Origin of the sequence: Hymenobacter ruricola (assembly GCF_015694525.1) — a bacterium.
GTDB lineage: Bacteria > Bacteroidota > Bacteroidia > Cytophagales > Hymenobacteraceae > Hymenobacter > Hymenobacter ruricola.
Map to the genome: position 1 here is coordinate 46,218 of NZ_JADQDM010000002.1, position 21,453 is coordinate 67,670.

Annotated in this window: 19 protein-coding genes and 1 pseudogene; 11 read left to right on the forward strand and 9 right to left on the reverse strand. The window is 63.2% G+C overall.

All coding sequences use genetic code 11. From position 1 onward, the window contains the following. Positions 1-126 precede the first annotated feature (126 nt). Positions 127-1,248 carry a peptidoglycan DD-metalloendopeptidase family protein gene (locus tag I2H31_RS04215; protein WP_230687469.1) on the forward strand — a complete coding sequence of 374 codons (1,122 nt, stop codon included), beginning with the start codon at positions 127-129 and terminating at the stop codon, positions 1,246-1,248. Positions 1,249-1,405: 157 nt separating this feature from the next. After that, positions 1,406-2,125 carry a bacillithiol biosynthesis deacetylase BshB1 gene (bshB1, locus tag I2H31_RS04220; protein WP_196291767.1) on the forward strand — a complete coding sequence of 240 codons (720 nt, stop codon included), beginning with the start codon at positions 1,406-1,408 and terminating at the stop codon, positions 2,123-2,125. Between the two features lie 61 nt (positions 2,126-2,186). Here the strand turns inward: bshB1 and I2H31_RS04225 are convergent, their stop codons facing one another. From I2H31_RS04225 to I2H31_RS04240, 4 genes are all read right to left on the reverse strand, one after another. Beyond that, positions 2,187-2,573, reverse strand: coding sequence for a secondary thiamine-phosphate synthase enzyme YjbQ (locus I2H31_RS04225; RefSeq protein WP_230687471.1), 387 nt, complete (start codon positions 2,571-2,573; stop codon positions 2,187-2,189). 106 nt (positions 2,574-2,679) lie between these two features. Then, on the reverse strand, positions 2,680-2,841 hold the full coding sequence (locus I2H31_RS04230) for a hypothetical protein (RefSeq protein ID WP_196291769.1): 162 nt from the start codon (positions 2,839-2,841) through the stop codon (positions 2,680-2,682). 7 nt (positions 2,842-2,848) lie between these two features. Beyond that, positions 2,849-4,348 (reverse strand): tetratricopeptide repeat protein, encoded by a 1,500-nt coding sequence (locus I2H31_RS04235; protein ID WP_196291770.1) that lies wholly within the window; start codon positions 4,346-4,348, stop codon positions 2,849-2,851. A gap of 7 nt (positions 4,349-4,355) precedes the next feature. Further along, a complete protein-coding gene (locus I2H31_RS04240) occupies positions 4,356-5,225 on the reverse strand; it encodes a class I SAM-dependent methyltransferase (protein ID WP_196291771.1) in 870 nt (289 codons plus the stop codon). A gap of 208 nt (positions 5,226-5,433) precedes the next feature. Here I2H31_RS04240 and I2H31_RS04245 point away from each other — a divergent pair, with 208 nt between their 5' ends. Further along, the gene (locus tag I2H31_RS04245; protein ID WP_196291772.1) at positions 5,434-6,255 is read left to right on the forward strand and encodes a helix-turn-helix domain-containing protein; all 822 of its coding nucleotides are present in this window, start codon (positions 5,434-5,436) and stop codon (positions 6,253-6,255) included. 89 nt (positions 6,256-6,344) lie between these two features. Beyond that, positions 6,345-6,803 carry a hypothetical protein gene (locus I2H31_RS04250; RefSeq protein WP_196291773.1) on the forward strand — a complete coding sequence of 153 codons (459 nt, stop codon included), beginning with the start codon at positions 6,345-6,347 and terminating at the stop codon, positions 6,801-6,803. Positions 6,804-6,944: 141 nt separating this feature from the next. Here I2H31_RS04250 and I2H31_RS04255 read toward each other — a convergent pair whose 3' ends face one another. Together I2H31_RS04255 and I2H31_RS04260 are read right to left on the reverse strand one after the other, a co-directional pair. Further along, complete coding sequence (locus I2H31_RS04255; RefSeq protein WP_196291774.1) at positions 6,945-7,835, reverse strand: SDR family oxidoreductase; 891 nt, start codon at positions 7,833-7,835, stop codon at positions 6,945-6,947. A gap of 108 nt (positions 7,836-7,943) precedes the next feature. Beyond that, positions 7,944-8,873 carry a helix-turn-helix domain-containing protein gene (locus I2H31_RS04260; RefSeq protein ID WP_196291775.1) on the reverse strand — a complete coding sequence of 310 codons (930 nt, stop codon included), beginning with the start codon at positions 8,871-8,873 and terminating at the stop codon, positions 7,944-7,946. 232 nt (positions 8,874-9,105) lie between these two features. Between I2H31_RS04260 and I2H31_RS04265 the strand changes: the two genes are divergently transcribed. Then, the gene (locus I2H31_RS04265) at positions 9,106-9,693 is read left to right on the forward strand and encodes a hypothetical protein (RefSeq protein WP_196291776.1); all 588 of its coding nucleotides are present in this window, start codon (positions 9,106-9,108) and stop codon (positions 9,691-9,693) included. A gap of 75 nt (positions 9,694-9,768) precedes the next feature. Here I2H31_RS04265 and accC read toward each other — a convergent pair whose 3' ends face one another. Next, the gene (gene accC / locus I2H31_RS04270; RefSeq protein WP_196291777.1) at positions 9,769-11,280 is read right to left on the reverse strand and encodes an acetyl-CoA carboxylase biotin carboxylase subunit; all 1,512 of its coding nucleotides are present in this window, start codon (positions 11,278-11,280) and stop codon (positions 9,769-9,771) included. Positions 11,281-11,644: 364 nt separating this feature from the next. On the opposite strand from accC, the gene I2H31_RS04275 reads away from it, so the two are divergent. Both I2H31_RS04275 and I2H31_RS25590 read left to right on the forward strand, forming a co-directional pair. Beyond that, on the forward strand, positions 11,645-12,892 hold the full coding sequence (locus tag I2H31_RS04275) for an aminotransferase class I/II-fold pyridoxal phosphate-dependent enzyme (protein ID WP_196291778.1): 1,248 nt from the start codon (positions 11,645-11,647) through the stop codon (positions 12,890-12,892). A 255-nt stretch (positions 12,893-13,147) separates the two neighbouring features. Then, positions 13,148-13,321: pseudogene (locus tag I2H31_RS25590) on the forward strand (histone H1); the annotation flags it as partial. A gap of 232 nt (positions 13,322-13,553) precedes the next feature. Here I2H31_RS25590 and tyrS read toward each other — a convergent pair. After that, positions 13,554-14,867 (reverse strand): tyrosine--tRNA ligase, encoded by a 1,314-nt coding sequence (tyrS, locus tag I2H31_RS04285; RefSeq protein ID WP_196291780.1) that lies wholly within the window; start codon positions 14,865-14,867, stop codon positions 13,554-13,556. A gap of 159 nt (positions 14,868-15,026) precedes the next feature. Here tyrS and holA point away from each other — a divergent pair, with 159 nt between their 5' ends. The 3 genes from holA (at position 15,027) to I2H31_RS04300 (ending at position 17,417) form a co-directional block, all read left to right on the forward strand. Next, entirely contained in the window at positions 15,027-16,088 is a 1,062-nt protein-coding gene (gene holA / locus I2H31_RS04290) for a DNA polymerase III subunit delta (protein ID WP_196291781.1), read from the forward strand. A 57-nt stretch (positions 16,089-16,145) separates the two neighbouring features. After that, positions 16,146-16,340, forward strand: a complete 195-nt coding sequence (locus tag I2H31_RS04295; RefSeq protein ID WP_196291782.1) for a hypothetical protein — start codon at positions 16,146-16,148, stop codon at positions 16,338-16,340. A gap of 342 nt (positions 16,341-16,682) precedes the next feature. Then, positions 16,683-17,417, forward strand: coding sequence for an ATP-grasp domain-containing protein (locus I2H31_RS04300; protein ID WP_196291783.1), 735 nt, complete (start codon positions 16,683-16,685; stop codon positions 17,415-17,417). Positions 17,418-17,445: 28 nt separating this feature from the next. Here I2H31_RS04300 and I2H31_RS04305 read toward each other — a convergent pair whose 3' ends face one another. After that, the gene (locus tag I2H31_RS04305) at positions 17,446-17,985 is read right to left on the reverse strand and encodes a DUF4136 domain-containing protein (RefSeq protein ID WP_196291784.1); all 540 of its coding nucleotides are present in this window, start codon (positions 17,983-17,985) and stop codon (positions 17,446-17,448) included. Between the two features lie 207 nt (positions 17,986-18,192). Here I2H31_RS04305 and I2H31_RS04310 point away from each other — a divergent pair, with 207 nt between their 5' ends. Then, the gene (locus tag I2H31_RS04310) at positions 18,193-21,435 is read left to right on the forward strand and encodes a tetratricopeptide repeat protein (RefSeq protein ID WP_196291785.1); all 3,243 of its coding nucleotides are present in this window, start codon (positions 18,193-18,195) and stop codon (positions 21,433-21,435) included. Positions 21,436-21,453: the final 18 nt, after the last annotated feature.

Here is a 21,453-nt window from a genome sequence, read left to right on the forward strand (position 1 = left end):
CATGCAGAGCGTAGCGAAGCATCTTTACCGCGCAACGCAATTCAATCATTGGAATTGCGTTGCGCGGTAAAGATGCTTCGCTACGCTCTGCATGACGTTCCGGATATCAGCTAACCGATTCTGCATTTGACTTTTCAGAAAACAACTCATTGGCGCCCGGCGCTGCTGTTGCTGGCGCTGTTGCTGCTACTGGCCGGGCTGAACCCGGCGCAGGCCCAGCGCCGCAAGCCGCCGCGCACCAAGGCCCAGGCCGGCAGCACGTCCGGCAAGTCGGACTTTTTCCGCATCAAGACGCCCAAGATGCGCTACGTGCGCCCGGATACCACTACAGTGATTGAAACCGAGGAAATCCCGGACGAGAATTCGGACGCGGCCAAGTCCATTTACTTCAACCCGGCCAAGAAGCTCAGCATCGTGAGCGAGGACACCACGACGCTGAACGAGGGCGGGACGGAAATCGTAGAGATGTCGGAGGAGGTGCTCATTGATTCGTCGTGGGTGAAGGTGGCGGGCTATTATTCCATCTGGGACACGCACCGCGTGAACCCCTACCGCGTAGACGGCCGCAGCTACCGCGACTCGCTGAAGCTGCGCCTCACCGACCCGCCCCGGCAGCGCTACGCCAAAATGCCGCTCCTAAGCACGCCCATTACCTCGGGCTTTGCCTTCCGCGGCTACCGCTGGCACTACGGCATGGACCTGGACCTGGAAACCGGCGACTCGGTGAAGGCCGTGTTTGACGGCGTGGTGCGCATTCAGGCTTGGGACGGCGGCGGCTACGGCAACTACATTCTGGTGCGCCACTACAACGGCCTCGAAACGGTGTACGGCCACCTGAGCAAGGCGCTGGTGCCGGTGGGCACCTTCGTGAAAGCGGGCCAGCTCATTGGCTACGGCGGCAGCACGGGGCGCAGCACGGGCTCGCACCTGCATTTTGAGGTGCGCTACCAGGGCAACCCCATCAACCCGGTGCTGATGTACGACTTTCCCGGCTACAAGCTGCGGAAAGACAACTTCACCATCACCTCGGCGCTGTTCAATTACTACAACCGGGCGCTGAGCCGCAGCCGGAGCAGCCACAGCAGCGGCCAGCCGTCGCGGGCCCGGCAGACGGTGACCCACCGGGTGCGCTCCGGCGATACGCTGTCGGAAGTGGCCGAGAAGTATGGGGTGCGCGTGAGTACCCTGCGCAAGCTGAACCCGGGCGTGAAAACCCTGCAGCCGGGCAAGCGGCTGCGGATTAAGTAAGCTACACGAGCCCATAAGTAAACGTCATGCAGAGCGCAGCGAAGCATCTTGCCCGCCACCAGTAAGTCATTCAACTGGATTACTGGTGGCGGGCAAGATGCTTCGCTGCGCTCGGCATGACGTTCTTTATTACATTACCAACCAACAGAACCCCGCAATGAAACTCGATATCCTGGCCCTGGGCGCCCACCCCGACGACGTAGAAATGTCCTGCACCGGCACGCTGCTGGCCGGCATGGCCGTGGGCAAAAAGGTCGGCATCGTCGATTTCACGCGGGGCGAGCTGGGCACGCGCGGCACGCCGGCCATCCGGGCGGCGGAGGCGGCGGCTTCGTGCAAAATCCTGGGCATTGACATTCGCGAAAACTTGGGCTTGCCCGACGGCTTCTTTCGCAACGACCGGGAGCACCAGCTGCCGCTCATCGCCGCCATTCGCCGCTACCAGCCCGACGTGGTGCTGGCCAACGCCATCGATGACCGGCACCCGGACCACGGCCGCGGGGCCCAGCTGGCCGTCGATGCCTGCTTTCTGGCTGGCCTGCGCATGATTGAAACCTTTGGCGACGACGGCCTGCCCCAGGCCGCCTGGCGCCCCAAAAACGTGTACCACTACATCCAGGACCGCCAGCTGCCGCCCGCTTTCGTGGTCGACATCACGCCGCACTGGGCCAAGAAGTGGGAAGCCATCCAGGCCTTCAACACCCAGTTCTTCAACCCCAAGCTCGACGAGCCCCAGACTTACCTCTCCAGCCAGGAGTTCGGCCGGTTCATGGAGGCGCGGGCGCGGGAGTTCGGCCACATCATCGGCGTCGAGTTTGGCGAGGGCTTCACCGTGGCGCGCCCGGTGGGCGTGCGCGAGGTGGGGGACTTATTGTAGCATAGACTGCTGCCCTGGCCATTCAAGAGCTCTGGCTAAAAACTAACAGATTGGGTTTCGCTCAGTCACCCAGCAGGGTAAGTACCAACAAACGCTGGCCGCCATGGTCGCGGTGCTCGCCTAGGTAAATGCCCTGCCAGATGCCCAACGCCAGCCGGCCGTTCGTTACCGGGATGCTGACGCTGCTGCCCAACATCGCCGCTTTCAGGTGGGCGGGCATGTCGTCGGGGCCTTCGGAATTGTGGCGGAAGTAGGCGGCGTTTTCGGGCGCCGCACGGTCGAAGAACTGCTCGAAGTCGTGGCGTACCGTGGGGTCGGCATTTTCATTGATGCACAGGCTGGCCGAGGTATGCTGAATGAACACATGCAGCAGGCCGGCCCGCACCTTTGCCAGTTCGGGCAGTCTTTCCAGCACGTGTTCCGTGATTAGGTGGAAGCCTCGGCGCATGGCGGGCAACCGTAGTGGTTTTTGGAAAACCATAAGCAATGAGGTAAGAAATACGGTAGGCATACGTGACCCCAGCCCACCAGTAGGCAACAGTCACAATCAATATTTATTCGCTCCAACGCAGGGTTGCTTTCATAGATGAGGCTGGCCCCTCAATTCCTAATATCTGACAGGCTAGGCGGTAGGCGGCCACCCGCGCCGGCAGGGCGCTTTCCAGGTTGGGCACGCGCACGGCGAGCTTGCCCAGGGCGTGGACAGCGGGCTTCACGCCCGGCTCAGGCGAAGCGCTGCCGGATGCGCGCCAAGTACAGCTGCGCCACTGCGTTGCCGGGGGCCAGCCGGAGCAGCTTCTCGCCCAGGCTGCGGGCCTGCCAGTAGTCGCCCTGCTCCACGGCTAGGCGCAGCTGGCTTTCGGCGGCATCTGTTTTGCGGGCGTACACCAGCGGGTCGTCGGGATTTAACTGGCTGAGGTGGGCCAGGTATTTCTTGTAGTAGCTGCCGGCCCGCGGGTAGTCGCCCAGCTCGTAGAAATACGCATCGGCCACTTCTTTGTATAGCTCGTTCACTTCCAGCACCCGCACGCGGGCGGCGGGGTCGCACCAGGCGTACCCGTTGGGGTAGCGGCGCAGGTCCGCGGGGCCGGGGCGGCTGGGGTCGTAGTAAAACAGGCTGCCGATGCCGGGCAGCTGGCCGGCATCCTGCATCGCGGTCTGGGCGCACACTTCGGCCTTGCGGGCCAGCCAGGGCAGGGCCGCGGCGGTTGCGCCCTGCGCGCGGAGCAGGTAGCCCAGACGCTCGTAGGGCGCCTGAAAATTGTCGGGCGCGCGGGCAATGGCTTGCTGAAAAGCCGCCTGGGCGGCCGGCTGCCGGCCCTGCTGCCAGTAGCAGGTGCCCATTTCCGTGAGGGCTTCCTGGGCGCTGGGCGGGTGGCTGCGCGTGGTGGCGTCGCGGTCGAAGAGGTAAAACCGGTTGTCGGGCTGGCAATCCGGCTCGGCGTCGAGGAAGCGTTGGTAGTAAGTCAGCGCCGCCGCGTAGTCGTGGCGGTGGTACTGGCAGTACTGCGCGTAGTAGAAGTACGTCAGCCCCAGCCCCGACTGCAATTTCAGTTCCTGACCTACGCTGTCGGGCCCGCCGTGGCTCAGCGCCGTAGCGGGCAGCTGCCGGTAGAAATAATAGTACTGAATGGGGTAGGGGGCCGCCAGCGCCACCGCCTGCGCCAGCAAATACCCGCAGGCCGGCTCGCTGAACGTGCCGTAAAACGAGTCGTCGGCCTGCCAGCGGAAGTGCGACCAGAAAATCTGGGCCACGGTAATCCACTCGCGCCGTAAGGACTCCGACAGCGGCAGCGCCTCGGCAAACCACTCCTTGTAGGGCGCAAACTCCTGCCACAGCCGCTGGCAATCGAGGGTGTAGCCGCCCGTGTCGCCGTTGCCGATGTACACCTCCACCGGGAAAATGCCGTTGAAAAGGGCCGCCGCCCTCACCAGCGCCTCCCACTGCGCGGGCAGCTGGGCCCGCAGCACCTCGCCCAGCGCCGCCCGAATGTCGTCGGCGTCGGTCCAGTCGTCGGCCGTGCGCCAGCCCAGCCGGTTCGCCTGGAACCGCCAAAACCGGTGGCCCGCCCGCCGGGTGGGGTCGCCTTCGGCCCAGCGCTGCCAGGCCACCGCGCACAAGGCCAGCGCCGCCCGCGGCAAAGGCTGGCCGGCCAGCTCCGCCACCGCTTGCCGGACCCGCTGGCTGCCGGCGCTTTCCAGGTCCTCCAGAAGTTCTTTCACCCCGCAATTATACCGCCCGCAGCATCCAGGTGGCCTGTATTTTGGGCGGCTGCCCCTGGCGGTTGCGCGCTTCCTCCGGCAGCACCGCCCGCAGCTGGGGCAGCACGCTCAAGGCCTGGTAGTCCGGCACCGCTTCGGCCACCACTTCAAAGCCCTGCTCCGCGAAGAAGGCACGGGCGGCCTCATAGCTGTCAAACTTGTTTTCTTCGATGTGGTGCTGCTCGAAAAAGCGGCGCTCGCCGTCCCGCTGCGGTATTTCCACCCGCACGTCAGCTGGCCGCTTCACGTAGACGTCGGCCGTTATCCAGCAGCCGCCCCGCTGCGTCAGCACGGCGTGAATGGTGCGGCACAGGCGTGCTTTTTCTTCGGGGCCGAGGTACATCAGCAAGCCTTCGTTGACGATGCTGAGCGGCCCGGGGCCAAACCGTTGCACGACGCCGTTGAACTCCGCCTCATCCAGCGCGTTCAGCGGCAGCAACTCGAAGGTCGATTTCAGGTCTTTGCCCAGGTGCAGCCGCGCTAGCAGGTCGCGCTTGGTGGCCACTACTTCCGGCAGGTCGGTGTCGATGTAATGGGCGCCGGCTTCCTGGGCACACAGGGCCAGGCCCCGAAAGGAATAGCCGGACGACAGCTCCAGAATGTTTGGGTGGCCGGCCTGTTGCAGCAGCTGGTCGATGCTCCAGTAGCGCAGCTCAAAGTGCACCACCCGCATCCAGAACCAGAAGTCTTTCGCCTCAAAATCCAAGTCGAACACTTCGGCGCCCTGCATGAGCGCCGCCATTTCCCGGGCGTACGGGATGTTGGTGTGGCCCTTGAGCAGCAGCAGCGACTTGGCGGACGGGCTGATGCTGCTGTAATCTTTGGGTTGCGGGTTCATACGGAATGCTTTGGGTGGGGGTGCTGAAGTTATTTACGAACAGCATGGCCAGCAGAGTTATCTACCAAAACCCGTCGGCGTTACCGGACAGCGCAAAGTAAATAGCCGCTTCCAATGCAGCTGCTGGAAGGGGAATGGCTGGCCGTTGCTGCTTAGCTTGGGGCAGAAAAGCGCGAATGCTTCTGTCATTTTACCTCAAGCCGGGGCTATGAAGCCGGATTATTTTCAAGTGCAGCGGGGCTTGCAGCCGTTCGTGAGCCACATCATGGTGGTGGATGTCCGGCTGGATGGTCCGGCCTATAGCCGCCTGGCGCCGTTTCCGCCCACGCCGCAGCACTGCCTCAACTTTTACCCCGCCGATGCCACCCGCAGCCGGCAGGGCCCGCAGGCGTTTCGGGACCTGCCGGCCTGCACCATCGTGGGGCCCCAAACCACCAAAGTCGATTTGGCCATGGGCCCGCGACACCGCTTCGTGTCGGTGGCTTTCCATCCCGGCGGGCTGTTTCGCCTGCTGCGCCTGCCCCTGCACGAGCTGCTCGACACGCCCCTCGACGCGGCCGATGTGCTGGGGCCGGAGCTGCGTGAAGTCAGTGAAAAACTCCAGGCCGCCACCCAGCCCCTGGCCATGAAAAACACCGTGGAAGCCTACCTGCTGCGCAAAATGAGCCTGATTGCCGCCAGCCCCTTTGAGTGCGCCATCCGGCTGTTATCGGGCGGAAACGCTGCGCACACCATCGATGAAATCGCGGCGCTGGCCTGCCTCAGCAACCGGCAGTTTGAGCGCAAGGCCCACGAGGTGCTGGGCTATTCGCCCAAGTTTTTCGCCCGCGTGGCGCGCTTCTCCCGGGCCTACCGCCTGAAAGTGAACCACCCGCACGCCCGCTGGACCGCCATCAGCCACCAGTGCGGCTACTACGACCAGATGCACCTCATCCGGGACTTCAAGCAATTCACCGCCACCACGCCCAAGCTGCTGGCGCTGGAAATACAGGATTCTCCGCTAAAAATCCAGGACGACCTGCGACTGTAGGCGCCCGCTCCGGGCCACAAAGACGTCGGATTTATACTATTTCCGGCCTGTGGTCCGGCCTAATTTTGGCCCACACCAACGCCGCAACCATGAAAACAACGATAACCACGACGCTTTGCCTCCTGGCCGCCACCAGCGCCTACGCTCAGATGGACACGGTGAGCTACGCCAAAGAGCGCCGGGAAATAAAAGCCCTGCTGCACACCCCCGGCGCTGCCAACGGCCCGGCCGCCTGCAACGACGTCGTGATGGTGGGGGCCAAAGGCGACATTTCCTTTTCGGCGCAGGAGCACAAAGCCGTGCAAACCAAAGAAAAGCTGATTTTCAAATCCGTGAAGCCCGTGCCCGGCACCGAAATCATCCGCGTCTACGGTGGCACCTCGGCCGTGGTGAACTGGCTGGCCGACGTGCAACTGAACGTGGACGGGCGCGACATCGCCCTCAAGGTGCGCCGGCTGGAAGTGTACGTCAAAAAAGCCGCGGGCTGGTGCCGAGTGGCAGGCCAGGGGACCGAAGTCGACGAAAAAATGTTTCCCATCCACCCCTGAGTCAGGCAGCGCGGCCCCTCCTGGCCCCGTTGCATGAAACCCCAAACTGCCCCGGCTGCAAGCGCGACCGGGGAGTTTGGGGTTTGATGCAGCTACGATTACGTTGGCTTAAACGTGTCGGGTTTCTCGCTCCACCGGCTTTTAGCTCGCGAAATAGTCGCCGTGTTCCATATCCTCCAGAAGCGAGGCCTGGCTGGCATGCCAGCCCAGCTGCTGTTGCGTGAACGCGCTGGAAGCCGGCGCATCAAGCCCGACGAAGCCGGCCATCCAGCCAAAATGCCCGGCCGCTTCCTCCGGGGCTTTGGCCACCACCGGCAAGCCCAGCCGGCGGCCGATGACGGCCGCAATGTCGCGCATGGGCACGCCTTCCTCGGCGATGCCGTGGTAGCGCGTGCCGGCCGTGCCCCGCTCCAGCACCAGGCGGTAGAGGCGGGCCGCATCGAGCCGGTGCACGGCGGGCCAGCGGTTGCCGCCGTCGCCCACGTACGCCGCCACGCCCTTTTCGCGGGCAATGCCGATGAGCATGGGCACGAAGCCGTGGTCGCCGGCCCCGTGCACCGAAGGTGCCAGGCGCACCACCGTGGCGTTGAGGCCCTGCGCGGCCAGCGCCAGTGCCACCTCTTCGGAGCGGCGCGGGTAGCCCGGCGCGTGGGTGGGCGCGTCGGCTTCCGTCACCACGCGGCCCGGGGGCAGGCCCGCCACCCCGGACGTGACGACGAGCGGCCGGGCCGAACCCGCCAGCTCCGCCCCGAGGGCCTCAATGGCGCGGCGGTCGGTGTCGGCCGCGGCGGCGAAGGCCGAGAAATCGTGCACGAAGGCCGTGTGAATGACGCCGTCGGCGGCCGCCGCGCCCCGGCGCAGGCTGGTGAGGTCTTCGAGCGAGCCGCGGTGAACCTGGGCACCCGCCGCGGCCAGCGCCTGGGCCCCCGCGTCCGAACGGGCCAGGCCCAGCACCTGGTGGCCCGCGCCGAGCAATTCCTGAACAATGGCCGAGCCGACAAAGCCGGTGGCGCCGGTGACAAATACTTTCATGACAAAGGGTTTTTATGAGGGGTTGGAGTACCTCACAAAGGTCCCGCCGATGGGTGGCCGCACTGTTGCGCGGGTCAAACCGTTTGCTGCAGCATTCAAACAATTGTATTAGCCGCGGAAGGCACCGGGCACTAGGCCGGTCTGGCGCTTGAAGAAATTGCAGAAATGCGCCACGTCGGCAAAACCCAGGCCGTCGGCAATTTCCGAAACGTTCCAGTTGGTTTGCTTCAGCAGCATCTTGGCTTCCTGGGTCACCCGGCCGCTGATTAGGGAAGTGGTGGTGTGGCCGGTGGTTTCTTTCAGCACCCGGTTGAGGTGGTTGACGTGCACGGCCAGCTGGTCGGCGTAATCTTTGGCGGTGCGCAGCCGCAGCCGCTGCTGCGGGCTTTCCAGCGGAAACTGCCGCTCCAGCAGCTCGGCAAACCGGGCCGCCACTCGTGCCGAGGCGTTGGGCGCGGGCGCCAGCATCGGGGCCGGCTGCAGCTTTTGGCCCGCGTGAATCAGTTCGAGCAGGTAGGCCCGCAGCAGGTCGTACTTGTAGGCATACTCCGACGTGATTTCCCGCGCCATTTTCTCAAAAATGGCTTCAATGGTCGCGTAGTCCTCGTCCGTCACGGGCAGCACCGGGCAGCCACCGGGCTGAAAAACCGGCAATTCGCTCAGCACCACGCCGCTCTTGGCGGGCAGCAGAAACTCCTCGGTGAAGATGCAGAAGTAGCCGGACTGCTCCGCGTCGTGCGGCAGCCACCGGTAAGGAACCCGCGACGTCACAAACCACAGGGCCTGGCGCGCCACGTCCGTGCTTTGGTCAGCGAACTCGATGCGGCTGCGCCCGCGAATCAGGCTGATTTTGTAGAAAGCCCGCCGGTCAAAGGCCATCGGGGGGCGGTGGCGGTTGGCCAGCATCAGGTCGGCCACGCGGAAGACGTTGAAATGCCCCACTTCCTGCGGCGTAGCCGTGAGCCGCAATCGGCCGGCCGCTGGCGTGGGCCCGGCCGCGAGTTTGCTATAAAAGGCTTCGAGCGAGTTTGGGTTCATTCGGCAATGCTGTATAAATCAAAGGTAGGCAATGCAGCTTGCTAAGGTGCTGCGCCCGCCGCCGGCTGCTGGGCACCGCCGAAACACCAGCACCAACAGCCGCCCCGTATACACGCCAGCGGGCAACCCTACGACTCCACCAGCCGAACCCATCCCTAGCCGGCGCACGCGCGGGACGCCAGCGCGCGCCAGGGAATGGCGTAGCTTTGGTGCATCTCCTGACCCCACAGCTATGAAAAAAACGGTCCTTCTGCTACTCGGTATAACCGCAACCCTGGGAAGTTGTCAAAAAGACAAGCTAGCGCCCAGCAAAGATGTATCAGCGTTGAAAGAACAATTTCACGGCAAATACAAAATCGTTTCGGTGACCAGCGACCTCGCCGTCGACCTCAATGAGGACGGCCGGTTCTCTACAAACCTTAGCGACGAAATCCCGGGCTTATCAAACAGTGATTTTGAAGTGCTGATAGGCAACAATAGTCCTAAAAACGACTATATCGGCATGGCGGTGCAGTTTTGGCAGCACCAAAACGTAACGCGGAACTGGAATTACAGCAGCCCGGATTCGCTGATGGTGCTGGGCTTCGTCAATCAACCCACTTACCGGTATTTCAACTTCAATGCGGCGCTTACGCGTCTACAGTTGGAACAACTCCTGGATGCTCCGGCCGACGAGGGACAATACCCAGCCCCGGAATCCATCGCCGTGGCCGGTCCGGAGCAGCTTTTGGTTGTGACAAACCGGCTGCTTTTCGTGCGCAAGGCCTGGAAGCCGGTGCGCATAACAGCGCTGTACAAACGGTACACCAAAACCACCTGATGTAGCGTGCCTGGGACTTAAAAAGCAAAACGCCTGACTTATCGGTCAGGCGTTTTGCTTTTTAAGCTCGCTCGTCTACCGCACCCCCAGCCGGTTCCGGCGCCACCCGGAAACCGCCGCGCCGGTCGTTTCGCCGGTTGCGGCAGTTGCTTTGGGTTTCTTAGTTTCCAGCAACAGGGCGCCCAGCGCGGCGGCTACTTTGGCCGTGGCCTCGTCGGGCGCGGCAGGGGCGAGGTTGGCGGGATTAAAATGGTCCTTGATGAAGTTCGTGTCGAAGTTGCCGCTCACGAAGGCCGGGTGCGTCAGCACGTAGGTGCCAAAAGCCAGCGTGGTTTCGATGCCCGTGATTTTATACTCCTCAATGGCGCGCAGCATGCGGGCAATGGCCTCGGCGCGGTCGGCCCCGAAGGTGACGAGCTTGGCAATCATCGGGTCGTAGTAAATCGGGATGTCCATGCCTTGCTCGAAGCCGTCGTCCACGCGCACGCCGGGGCCCTGGGGGCGCACGTAGGTGCTCAGCGTGCCGATGTCGGGCAGAAAGTTGTTTTGCGGGTCTTCGGCGTACACGCGCAGCTCCAGCGCGTGGCCGGTGATGGTGAGGTCTTCCTGCGCGAAAGGCAGCGGGTAGCCCTCGGCCACCCGGATTTGCTCCTTCACCAGGTCGAGGCCGGTGATTTGCTCGGTCACCGGGTGCTCCACCTGCAGGCGGGTGTTCATTTCCAGGAAGTAGAAGTTGTGCTTATCATCGAGCAGAAATTCCACGGTGCCGGCGCCGGTGTAGTCGCAGGCGCGGGCCACGTCCACGGCGCACTGGCCCATGCGGGCGCGCAGCTCGGGCGTGAGCACCGAGGAGGGCGCCTCTTCAATCACCTTCTGGTGGCGGCGCTGGATGCTGCACTCGCGCTCAAACAAGTGCACGATGTGGCCGTGCTCGTCGCCCAATACCTGGATTTCGATGTGGCGCGGCCCGGTCACGAACTTTTCGATGAACACCGCACCATCGCCAAACGCCGACACGGCCTCGTTGATGGCCAGCTGCATCTGCTCTTCAAACTCGTCCGCGTTGTTCACAATCCGCATGCCCTTGCCGCCGCCGCCGGCCGAGGCTTTAATCAGGATGGGAAAGCCCACTTCCTGCGCAATCTGCTTGGCCGCCGCTACGTCCGAAATGGCCTCGGCCGTGCCCGGCACCAGCGGAATATTGTAGGCCTGCACCGCTTGTTTGGCTGAGAGCTTGTCTCCCATGATTTCCATGGCCTCGGGGCTGGGCCCTACGAAAATCAGCCCGGCCTCCTTCACGGCGCGGGCAAAACCGGCGTTCTCGCTCAGGAAGCCGTAGCCGGGGTGAATGGCGTCGACGCCGAGTTCCTGGCACACCGCCAGAATCTTGTCGCCGCGCAGGTAGCTGTCTTTGGAGGCAGGTGGGCCCACGCACACGGCTTCGTCGGCGTAGCGCACGTGCAGGGCGTTGCGGTCGGCTTCGGAGTAGATGGCCACGGTGGCAATGCCCATTTCCTTGGCGGAGCGGAGGACGCGCAGGGCAATTTCGCCCCGGTTGGCGACGAGCAGCTTGGATATTTTTTTCATGGGTGGGATTTGGGCAGAGGCCTATCTGATTAAAAGAACGTCATGCCGAGCGCAGCGAAGCATCTTTACCGCAGTAGTAAATCTTTTCTCTTGGATTGCGTTGCGCGGTAAAGATGCTTCGCTGCGCTCGGCATGACGGACTGAGATGCTCTGTTTTGCTCTAGATTGCTTTAATCGGCCACAAAGAAACGGGCAAAGCGCACGGCGGCGGCAAGCTTCAACCGCTTGGCGGCGTTATTAAGCCCAAATTATGTACATCCGCGGCCCGGGGTTACCTTTGTAGTTGGGCCTTTCGTTGGCAGTGCTTTTTTGCCAGCAAGCGGCCGGTACCCCCTCATTACCTCACCTAACACCCGTTTTTTCAGTGGATATTTTCGACCGGATTTCGGCCAACCGCGGCCCGCTGGGTTCGCATTCGCACTACGCCCACGGCTATTTTGCCTTTCCCAAGCTCGAAGGCCAGATTCAGCCCCGCATGCAGTTTCGGGGCAAAGAAGTGCTGACCTGGAGCCTGAACAACTACCTGGGCCTGGCCAACCACCCCGAAGTGCGGCAGGCCGACATCGACGGCGCCACCGAATACGGCATGGCCTACCCCATGGGCGCCCGCATCATGAGCGGCAACTCGACCCTGCACGAGCAGCTAGAAAACGAGCTGGCCGACTTCGTGCAAAAGCCCGGCGCGCTGCTCCTCAACTTCGGCTACCAGGGCGTGGTGAGCATCATCGACGCGCTGGTGAGCCGCCACGACGCCATCGTGTACGACGCCGAGTCGCACGCCTGCATCATCGACGGCGTGCGCCTGCACCAGGGCAAGCGCTTCGTGTTTTCGCACAACGACATGGCCAGCCTCGAAAAGCAGCTCGAGCGCGCCAAGCGCCTGACCGATGAAACCGGCGGCGGCATTCTCGTGATTACCGAGGGCATGTTCGGCATGTCGGGCAACTTGGGCAAGCTGCGCGAAATCGTGGAATTGAAGAAAAAATTCGACTTCCGCATCTTCGTCGACGATGCTCACGGTTTTGGCACGCTGGGCCCCACCGGGGCCGGCACGGCCGAACATTTGGGCTGCGTGGAGGGCGTGGACCTGATTTTTTACACCTTCGCCAAGAGCATGGCCAGCATCGGCGCGTTCGTGGCCGGGCAAGAAAGCGTGATTGAATATTTGCGATACAACATGCGTAGCCAGATTTTCGCCAAATCGCTGCCCATGCCGCTCGTAATCGGCGCCCTGAAGCGCCTGGAGTTGATTCGCACCCACCCCGAATACCGCGAAAAGCTCTGGACCATCGTGCGGGCCCTGCAGGGCGGGCTGAAGGAAAAAGGCTTCAACATCGGCACCACCGAATCGCCGGTGACGCCCGTGTTTCTGAACGGCGAAATCTCCGACGCCACGGCCCTAACCTTCGATTTACGCGAGAATCACGGCATTTTCTGCTCCATTGTGGTGTATCCGGTGGTGCCCAAGGGCGTGATTATGCTGCGCCTCATCCCCACGGCCATGCACACGCTCGACGACGTGCAGGAAACGATTGTGGCCTTCGAAGCCATGGCCGCCAAGCTCGACAAGGGCCTCTACAGCAAAGCGCCTTCAACGGCCCAAACGGCCTAGAATAGCTGTTGGCAAGCCCCCGCGCCGGCTTCCTGAGAGGGGAGCCGGCGCTTTCGTTTTTGGACATTTCTAAGCTAAGCACTTTAGCCCTACTTGCTGGAATCAGGGTTTTTTTTGGGAAAATCGGCCTCTAAAAGCCGGGGAGGCGGTTTTGAAAAAAAGTTGAAAAACTTGCTTGCATTTGAAATCCCTGTATATTAGGGCCGGCTTAACCGCTTAGAAAGCTCATTTTTCACCCCCAACCCCCAACCCCCAATGAACAATTTCAGCAAACTGAAAGACCTCGTGATGTCGCTCGAAGACGATTTCTCGAAATTCTACGACAAGCAGAACGCTGCCGCCGGCACCCGCGTGCGCAAAGGCATGCAGGAGCTGAAGACGATGGCGCAGGCGTTCCGCACCGAAGTGCAGAACACCAAAAACGCCAGCGCAGGGGCTGCCGCTCCGGCCGCCGGCGCCAAGAAAGCCGCTCCCGCCAAGAAGGCCGCTCCCGCTGCTGCCAAAGCTGCTCCGGCCAAGAAAGCCGCTGCCAAGAAGTAGTCGGAACCACGGCTTCGGCGGAGTTTTCGGATTTCGCGGATGCTGCGGACGATAAAAAGGCCCTGCCGTTTGGCAGGGCCTTTTTGTTTGGGCAATCGGGGGCCGGCGGGCGCGGGACGCCTTACGTCAGCTCGACCAGGAAGTAGTCTTTCTTGCCCTTTTTTATCACCAGGTATTTGCCGTGCAGCAGGGGCAGCTCGGCCACGGGCGTTTCGGGCGAGGTGAGCTTGGCGCCGTTGGCGCTGAGGCCGTTGGACTGCACCAGCTTCCGGGCTTCGCCCCGCGAGGATAGAATTTGCTTGTCGGTGGCGTCGCTCAAGAGCACGGCTACGGGCAGGGCGGCGGTGTCGGCGCGGGGCACGCGCAGGTGCGGCAGCCCCGCGAAGGCGTCGAGCAGGGTCGCTTCGCTCAGGCTGCCGAGGTCGCCGCCTTTGCCAAATAGCACTTCGGAGGCCGCCACGGCCGCTTCGAAGGCCGCTTCGGAGTGCACGCGGATGGTGACGTCTTTGGCCAGCGCCTTTTGCAGGGTTTTGAGGCCGGGGTTGAGGGCGTGCTGGGCTTCGAGGGCTTCGATTTCGGCCTGGGGCAGCAGCGTGAACACGCGAATGAGGCGCGGGGCGTCGGCGTCTTCGGCGCGCAGGAAAAACTGGTAGAACTGGTAGGGCGACGTCAGGGAGGGGTCGAGCCAGACGGTGCCGGTTTCGGACTTGCCGTACTTGGTGCCGTCGGCCTTGGTGATGAGCTGGCCGGTGAGGGCGTAAGCTTTGGCTTCGGTGCCCTCGGCGTTGGCGATGCGGCGGATGAGCTCGGTGCCCGTCGTGATGTTGCCCCACTGGTCGCTGGCGCCCATTTGCAGGGTGCAGCCCAGCGTTTTGTTGAGGTGCACGAAGTCGTAGCCCTGCAGCAGCTGGTAGCTGAATTCGGTGTAGCTGATGCCGCTGCTGTCGGCGTCCTCACCGCCACCGATGCGGCGCTTCACTGAGTCCTTGGCCATCATGTAGTTCACGGTGAGGTGCTTGCCCACTTCGCGCAAAAAGCCCAGAAAGCCGATGTCCTTGAACCAGTCGTAGTTGTTCACCACCAAGGCACCGGTGGGGCCTTCGGTGAAGTCCAGAAACTTCTCCAACTGGGCCCGGATGCCGGCCTGGTTGTGGCGCAGGGTGGCTTCGTCGAGCAGGTTGCGCTCGGCCGATTTGCCGCTGGGGTCGCCAATCATGCCGGTGGCGCCGCCCACCAGGGCCACGGGGCGGTGCCCGGCGCGCTGCAAATGCACCAGCAGCATGATGGTGGCCAGGTTGCCGATGTGCAGCGAAGCCGCCGTAGGGTCGAAGCCGATGTAGCCGGTGATGGGCGCGTGGGCAGCCAGGTGTTCGGCGGTGCCGGGCATGGCGTCGTGAAACATGCCGCGCCAGGTCAGTTCTTCTATCAGGGACATGGGGTCTTGGGGACTTGGGGACGTGGTTTTGGTTCGACTGAAAATGGCCGGGCCGCTAAACCACGCCGGTAATAAAGAAGGGCAAAGGTAGGGCGGGGGGTAGGCAAGGCCTAATTTTGCGGCGGGGCTGCCTCCAAGCCCCTAAGTCCCCCAAACCCCATGTCCCTGATAGAAGCCGACGCCCTTCTCAAGCAGCTGCACCAGCGGCAGTTTCAGCCCGTGTATTTTTTGCAGGGCGAGGAGCCGTACTACATCGACGTGGTGGCCGACCTGATTGAAAAAACGGCCCTGGCCGAGCACGAGCGCAGCTTCAACCAGGTGGTGGTGTACGGCAAGGACATCGACGTAACCGGGATTCTGGGGCAGGCCAAGCGCTTCCCGATGATGGCCGAGCGCAGCGTCGTCATCGTGAAAGAAGCCCAGACCGTGGCCGACCTGGAGCAGGAGCGGAGCTGGCCTTTTCTGGAGGCTTACCTCAAAAACCCGCTGCCGAGCACTGTGCTGGTGTTTTGCTACAAGCACAAGACGCTGGACAGCCGCAAGAAGCTCGGCAAGCTGCTCAGTGGCAAGGACACGCCGGCCGTGCTGATGACCAGCAAGAAGCTTTACGACAGCCAGGTGCCGCAGTGGCTCACGGCCAACGTGCGGGCGCGCGGCCTGCAAATCACGGGGCAGGCCACGGCCATGCTGGCCGAGTATATCGGCGCCGACCTGGGCCGGCTGGCCAACGAAGTGGACAAGCTGGTGCTCAACCTCAAGCCCAACCAACCGATTGACGAGGAGCTGGTGCAGCGCCTGGTGGGCATCAGCAAGGACTACAACATTTTTGAGCTGCAAAAAGCCCTGGTGCAGCGCGACGTGCTCAAGGCCAACCGCATTCTGGGCTATTTCGCGGCCAACCCCAAGGCCAACCCGCTCATCCCGAACCTGACCTTGCTGTTCAACTTTTTTACCAAGCTGCTGGTGCTGCACCAGGCCGGCGCCAACCCGCCCGACGGCGTGTACAAAAGCCTGGGCATCCTGAACAGCTTCGCCCAAAAGGAGTACCAGCAGGCCCTGCGCGCCTACCCCGTGGAGCGCGTAGTGGGCATCATCCACGACATCCGCCGGGCCGACGCGCAGAGCAAGGGCATCGAAAGCGGCTCGATGGACGACGCCGAGATTCTGCGGGAGCTGGTGTGGCTGATTTTGCACGCCGTGCCGGCCGGCGTGCTGGGGTAACGCCGCGGCCGTGGGCGCCGTAGAAGGGAGCGTCTCACCTCAAACCCGATTTCACTCATGAACAATACCCTTGGTGGCATGCTCACCGCCTTATTCGGCGGCCGCAAAAACGAAGACGGCACCCGCGCCGGTGGTTCGACCGGCGGCAGCCTGGTAAAAGGCGCCCTGCTGGCGGCCGGCGCCGCGTACCTCTACAAGCGCTACAAGAACGGTAATTTGAACATCCCCGGCACCACGCCTAAGTTCAAATAGGCGGATGGATTTGCAACTATAATAAGGCCCCGGTAGTGACTGCTGCCGGGGCCTTATTGCGCTGAGCAACGTGGAGCGGAGCTTCAGGTGGTAAAACGCTGGCTGGCCATTCAACGCCCGCGGTAGCTTGTCCGACGGTACCGGGACTCATCCGATGCCCCCGGTAGCTCGTCCAATGGGTCCGGAAGTCATGCGATGGCTCCGGTAGCGCATGCGATGGTTCCGGAAACGCATCCGCTGGCTCCGGAAACGCATCCGCTGGCTCCGGAGCTTCGTCCGATGCCTCCGGTGATGCGTCCGCTGGTGCTGGTAACTTCGCCTCCTCATCAGCCCCTGCACCCCATGCGCGCTCACATTCACTTCCACCACGGCATCCCCCAGAGCGTCAATAATTACCTGGCGATGGACGGCTTCCAGCAGATGGGCTGGGAAATTGTGCCTTATACCGATGATGCGCCGGTGCACGGTAACGCTCCGGATGAGGTAGTGGTGGGCCACATTGCCGCCGTGCGGGCCAGCCTGCGGGCCCTGGGCCGGCCCGTGCCCGCCGAGCTGGGCTACCCCGAGGTGCTGCGGCCGTTTCTGGGGCGGCGCCTGTGGCAAAGCACCATCAACGCCGTGGCGGCCGATGCCCGCCAGTGGCCGGTGTTCGTGAAACCCATCCACGAGGCCAAGAAATTTACCGGCGTGCTGGTGCGCGGCGTGCGCGACCTAGTGGGCTGCGGCGACCAGTACGAGGACACGCCCGTGTGGTGCGCCGAGCCGCTGCAATTCGTGACCGAATGGCGCTGCTTCGTGCGCTACGGCCGCATCCTGGACGCCCGGCCCTACAAAGGCGATTGGCGCGCCCACTTCGACCCGGCCGTGGTGGAGCAGGCGCTGGCGGCCTACCTGCCGGAAGCGCCCGCCGCTTTCTCGCTGGACATCGGCGTCACGGCCGCCGGCCAAACCGTGGTGGTGGAAGTGAATGACGGCCACTCCCTGGGTTCCTACGGCCTGATGCCGCTGGCCTACGCCAAATTTCTCTCGGCCCGCTGGGCCCAGATGACGGACAGCGAGGACTACTGCAATTTTTAGGCGCCGGGCGTGGCCGGGCCGCGCGCTACTACTGCGTGGGTGCCACGGGGTACTTCTCAAACAGGGCCGCCACGGCCGAGTCGATGCGTTTGGCGAGCTTGTCGGCGTTGGGGGTGAGGACGCTTTTGACCGAGCCTTGCCAGATGAGCTCCTGGCGGGCGGCGTCCACGACTTCGACCGTAGCCGTGCCTTCTTCGTAGTGGCCCACCACCACGTCCTGGCTCTGCCAGTGGTAGTTGCGCTGGCCCAGGTAGATGGGGGCGTCGCGCAGGGTGGTTTCGCGGGTTTGCACCTTGTCCTGCGTCATCACGCCGATGTTGACCAGCAAATCGGGCGACGCCGACAGCTGGTAGCCGCGCCGTTCCATTTCCCGGCCAATGGCTTGCTTGAGGGTTTCGATGCCGGTGCCGGGGCCCTGAAAAGCGGCCTCGTTGCGCGCCGTCACGTCCAGAAAATTGTAGGTTTTGTAGGCGCGAAAGTCGACGTTGGACTGCTGCTCGGTGTGCTGCACTTGTTCGGCCGCGCAGCCCGCGAGGGTGAGCAGGAGAAGGATGAGGAGGGATTTCATCAGCCAATGGAAACGGGTGGAAGGAATTTGGTATACGCTCCAGGCGGCTGAGCGGGTATGGCCGGGCTTACCGCGGCCGGGCGCTTGGCCCGCGCAACGGGCAATGAAACCCTGGTTTTCGGCGTTGGCTGGGCAACCTACGGGCTTTTATCGCTACTTTTGGCCAGTTCCCGGGCCCGGTGCGGCCCCTCCACGACAGGTATTTACATGAAGCTATTTCCCCGGCTGGCGCTGGCGGCGGCCCTGAGCGCGGCGGCCCCGCTCGCGGCCCAGGCCCAGCAAACCCAGGTTTTTGCGTCCGACGAACGGCACTTTCAGGAAGGGTTGGAGCTCTTTGACCGCGGCCAGTACGGCGCGGCCCAGGAGGCGTTTCGGCAGTACCTGGCCATTGAGCCGGTACACGCCAGCCAAACCGGCCCCGCCGCCGCCCGCGACCGCACCGCCGACGCCGAGTACTACGTGGCCGTGAGCGGCCTCTACCTCTCGCACCCCGACGCCGAAGGGCTGATTCTTGACTTTGCCGCCCAGCACCCGGCCCACCCGCGCGCCGCGTCGGCCTACTTCGAGCTGGGTAAGTTTTACTTCGACCAGAAAAACTACGAGTCGGCCATCCGCTACTTCACCAAAGTGGCCCCCGACAACCTGAGCAACGACCAGCGCGCCGAGTCCGACTTCAAGCTCGGCTACAGCTACTTTGAGCAGAAGGACTACGAAAAGGCGCGCCTGCTCTTCGACCGCAACAAGCAGGTGCAGAGCCAGTACAAGTACGCCAGCTCCTACTACGCCGGCTACCTGGCCTACCGCGCCGGCGACTACGCCGCCGCCCGCACCGACCTGGGCGTGGCCGAGCAAAACGACGCCTACAAGCCCGTGGTGCCGGCCGTGATGACCCAGATTTATTACCGCGAAGGCAACTACGACGGACTGATAAGCTACGCCACCAAGGCGCTGCAAAACACCCCGCCGCCCCAGAATTCCGACGAAATCCAGCTGCTGCTCGGCGACGCCTACTACCAAAAAGGTCAGTACAAAGAAGCGGCGGAGAATTTCGACAAGTACGCCAGCATTCACAAAGGCCGGATTGAGCCGGCGCTGGAGTACAAAATCGGGTTTGCCAACTACAAGATGGGGGACTACAAGGGCGCCATTGCCAGCCTGCGCAACGTGGCCGTGCGCCGCGACTCACTGGGCCAGAACGCGGCTTACCACCTGGGCCTGAGCTACATCCAGACCAACCAGAAGCCGCAGGCCGTGACGGCTTTTGAGGCCGCCCGGCAATCCACCTTCGACAAGGGCATTGCCGAAAACGCCACCCTCAAGCTGGGCCAGGCGCAGTACGAGCAAGGCAATTTGCCGGAAACCATTGCCGTGCTGCGCGATTTCCGCAAAAAATTCCCACGCTCGAAAAACCAGGCCACGGTGGACGACCTGCTGAGCAATAGCTTTTTGTCCTCCACCGACTACAACCAGGCCCTGACGTACCTGGAAAGCTTGGACGACCGCGGCGCCAAGCTCGACGCCACCTACCAGCGCGTGGCCTACTCACAGGCCGCTACGCTCTACAACAACAGCAACTACTCCGAGGCCCTGCCGCTGCTGGACAAGTCGTTGAAATACCCGTCGGACGATGCCCTGCGGGCGGCAGCCCAGGTGTTGCGCGGCGAGATTTTCAGCGTGGGCCAGCAGTACCCGGACGCCATCACGGCCTACGTGGCGGCGGCCCGCTCGGCCCGGCAGGGCGGCGTGACGCCCGAGGAGAAGGATTTTGAGCAGAAAGCCCGCTACGGCCTGGGCTACGCCTACTACAACACCAAGCAGTACGACCGCGCCCGGCCGCAGTTTCAGGCGTTTCTGAACGACGACGCGGCCAAACCTACTGACCCTAACTATTACGACGCCACGCTGCGCCTGGCCGACACGTATTACGTGTCGAAAAGCTACCAGCAGGCGCTGGATTTGTACGACAAGGTCATCAAGGCCAACGCCACGGACAAAGACTACGCCTATTACCAGAAAGGCCGCACGCTGGGCCTGATGGGCCGCCGCGACGAAGCCAACTCGACCCTGGCCGCGCTGCTGAAAAGCAACCCCAACTCGCGCTACGCTGAGGACGCGGTGTTTCAACAGGCCCAGCTCTCGTTTGAGGCCGGCGAGTACCAGCCGGCCGTGGACGGCTTTTCCAAGCTGATTGCCAACCGACCCAACAGCCCGCTGATGCCGCAGGCGTACCAAAAGCGCGGCGTGTCCTACGCCAACCTGCAGCAGCAGGAAAAAGCGGTGGCCGACTTCCAGAAGGTGCTCTCGGACTTTCCGCGCAGCGAGGCCGCTTCGCAGGCCATCTACAGCTTGCAGGAAAGCCTCACCGCTCTGGGCCGCACCGAGGAGTTTGACGCCGCGCTGGCTTCGTTCAAAATCCAGAACCCCGATAGCAAGGCCACGGAAAGCGTGGAGTTTGAAGCGGCGAAGTCGTTGTATCTGGCTGAGAAATACCAGCCCGCCATCCTGCGCCTGGAGTCGTACTTGAAGCAGTACCCGCAGTCGGCGCTGGGGCCGGACGCCCGGTTTTTCCTGGCCGATTCCTACGTGAAAACCGGCGACCGGCAGCAGGGCCTGGCCCGCCTGCGCGACGTGGTGAGTGAAGGCAAAAGCGAATTTGTGAACCGCGCCGTGGGCCGTCTGGCTGACCTCGAATACGAAAACAAGAACTACGCCGAGGCCGCCAAATACTACGAGCGCCTGCGCGGCGCCAGCACCAACCGCCGCGAAATAGCCAACGCCACGCTGGGCCAGATGCGCAGCCTTTACGAAGCCGGCGACTACCCTGGCACCCGCCGCGCGGCCGAAGACTTGCGCTCCCAGGCCGGCGCCACCGCCAACGCCACCAACGCGGCGCTGCTCTACTTGGGCAAAGCCAGCTACCGCGCCGAGAGCTACGACCAGGCGGCCACCGAGCTGGCCGCTGCCGTGGCCGCCGCCCCCAACGACGTGAACGGCGCCGAAGCCCAGTATTTCCTGGCCCAGACGCTCTTTAAGCAGAAGAAAAACGACGAAGCCATTGCCGCCGCGCTCAAGGTGAACACCAATTTCAGCAGCTACCAGCTGTGGCAGGGCCGCGCCTTTCTGCTCGTGGCCGATGTGTACGCGGCCGAGGGCGACAACTTCCAGGCCCGCGGCACACTGAATTCGCTCATCGACAACAACTTCCCAGTGGCCGAAGTGCTGAAAGCCGCCAAGCAGCGCCTCAAAACCCTCGGCGCCGACCAGGCCGAAGAGCCCGCCGAACCGACCAAAACCGCCCCCAAGGCCCCCGCTAAAACCCCGGCCAAGGCGCCAGCCAAAACCACCACCCCGGCCGGCAAGCCCGCCACTACGCCTGCCCCGGCCAAGGGCAAAACCACGGTGCCGCGCACCAACCTCACCGTTCCGGCCGACTCGGCCACCCAACGCTAAGTCAGCGTATTTTTCATT

Coding starts and splice junctions, on each gene's coding strand:
- I2H31_RS04310 (WP_196291785.1), top strand. CDS start 18,193: ATGAAGCTATTTCCCCGGCTGGCGCTGGCGGCGGCCCTGAGCGCGGCG.
- I2H31_RS04300 (WP_196291783.1), top strand. CDS start 16,683: ATGCGCGCTCACATTCACTTCCACCACGGCATCCCCCAGAGCGTCAAT.
- tyrS (WP_196291780.1), bottom strand. CDS start 14,867: ATGTCCCTGATAGAAGAACTGACCTGGCGCGGCATGTTTCACGACGCC.
- bshB1 (WP_196291767.1), top strand. CDS start 1,406: ATGAAACTCGATATCCTGGCCCTGGGCGCCCACCCCGACGACGTAGAA.
- accC (WP_196291777.1), bottom strand. CDS start 11,280: ATGAAAAAAATATCCAAGCTGCTCGTCGCCAACCGGGGCGAAATTGCC.
- I2H31_RS04295 (WP_196291782.1), top strand. CDS start 16,146: ATGAACAATACCCTTGGTGGCATGCTCACCGCCTTATTCGGCGGCCGC.
- I2H31_RS04305 (WP_196291784.1), bottom strand. CDS start 17,985: ATGAAATCCCTCCTCATCCTTCTCCTGCTCACCCTCGCGGGCTGCGCG.
- I2H31_RS04225 (WP_230687471.1), bottom strand. CDS start 2,573: ATGCGCCGAGGCTTCCACCTAATCACGGAACACGTGCTGGAAAGACTG.
- holA (WP_196291781.1), top strand. CDS start 15,027: ATGTCCCTGATAGAAGCCGACGCCCTTCTCAAGCAGCTGCACCAGCGG.
- I2H31_RS04260 (WP_196291775.1), bottom strand. CDS start 8,873: ATGAACCCAAACTCGCTCGAAGCCTTTTATAGCAAACTCGCGGCCGGG.
- I2H31_RS04265 (WP_196291776.1), top strand. CDS start 9,106: ATGAAAAAAACGGTCCTTCTGCTACTCGGTATAACCGCAACCCTGGGA.
- I2H31_RS04255 (WP_196291774.1), bottom strand. CDS start 7,835: ATGAAAGTATTTGTCACCGGCGCCACCGGCTTTGTCGGCTCGGCCATT.
- I2H31_RS04245 (WP_196291772.1), top strand. CDS start 5,434: ATGAAGCCGGATTATTTTCAAGTGCAGCGGGGCTTGCAGCCGTTCGTG.
- I2H31_RS04240 (WP_196291771.1), bottom strand. CDS start 5,225: ATGAACCCGCAACCCAAAGATTACAGCAGCATCAGCCCGTCCGCCAAG.
- I2H31_RS04250 (WP_196291773.1), top strand. CDS start 6,345: ATGAAAACAACGATAACCACGACGCTTTGCCTCCTGGCCGCCACCAGC.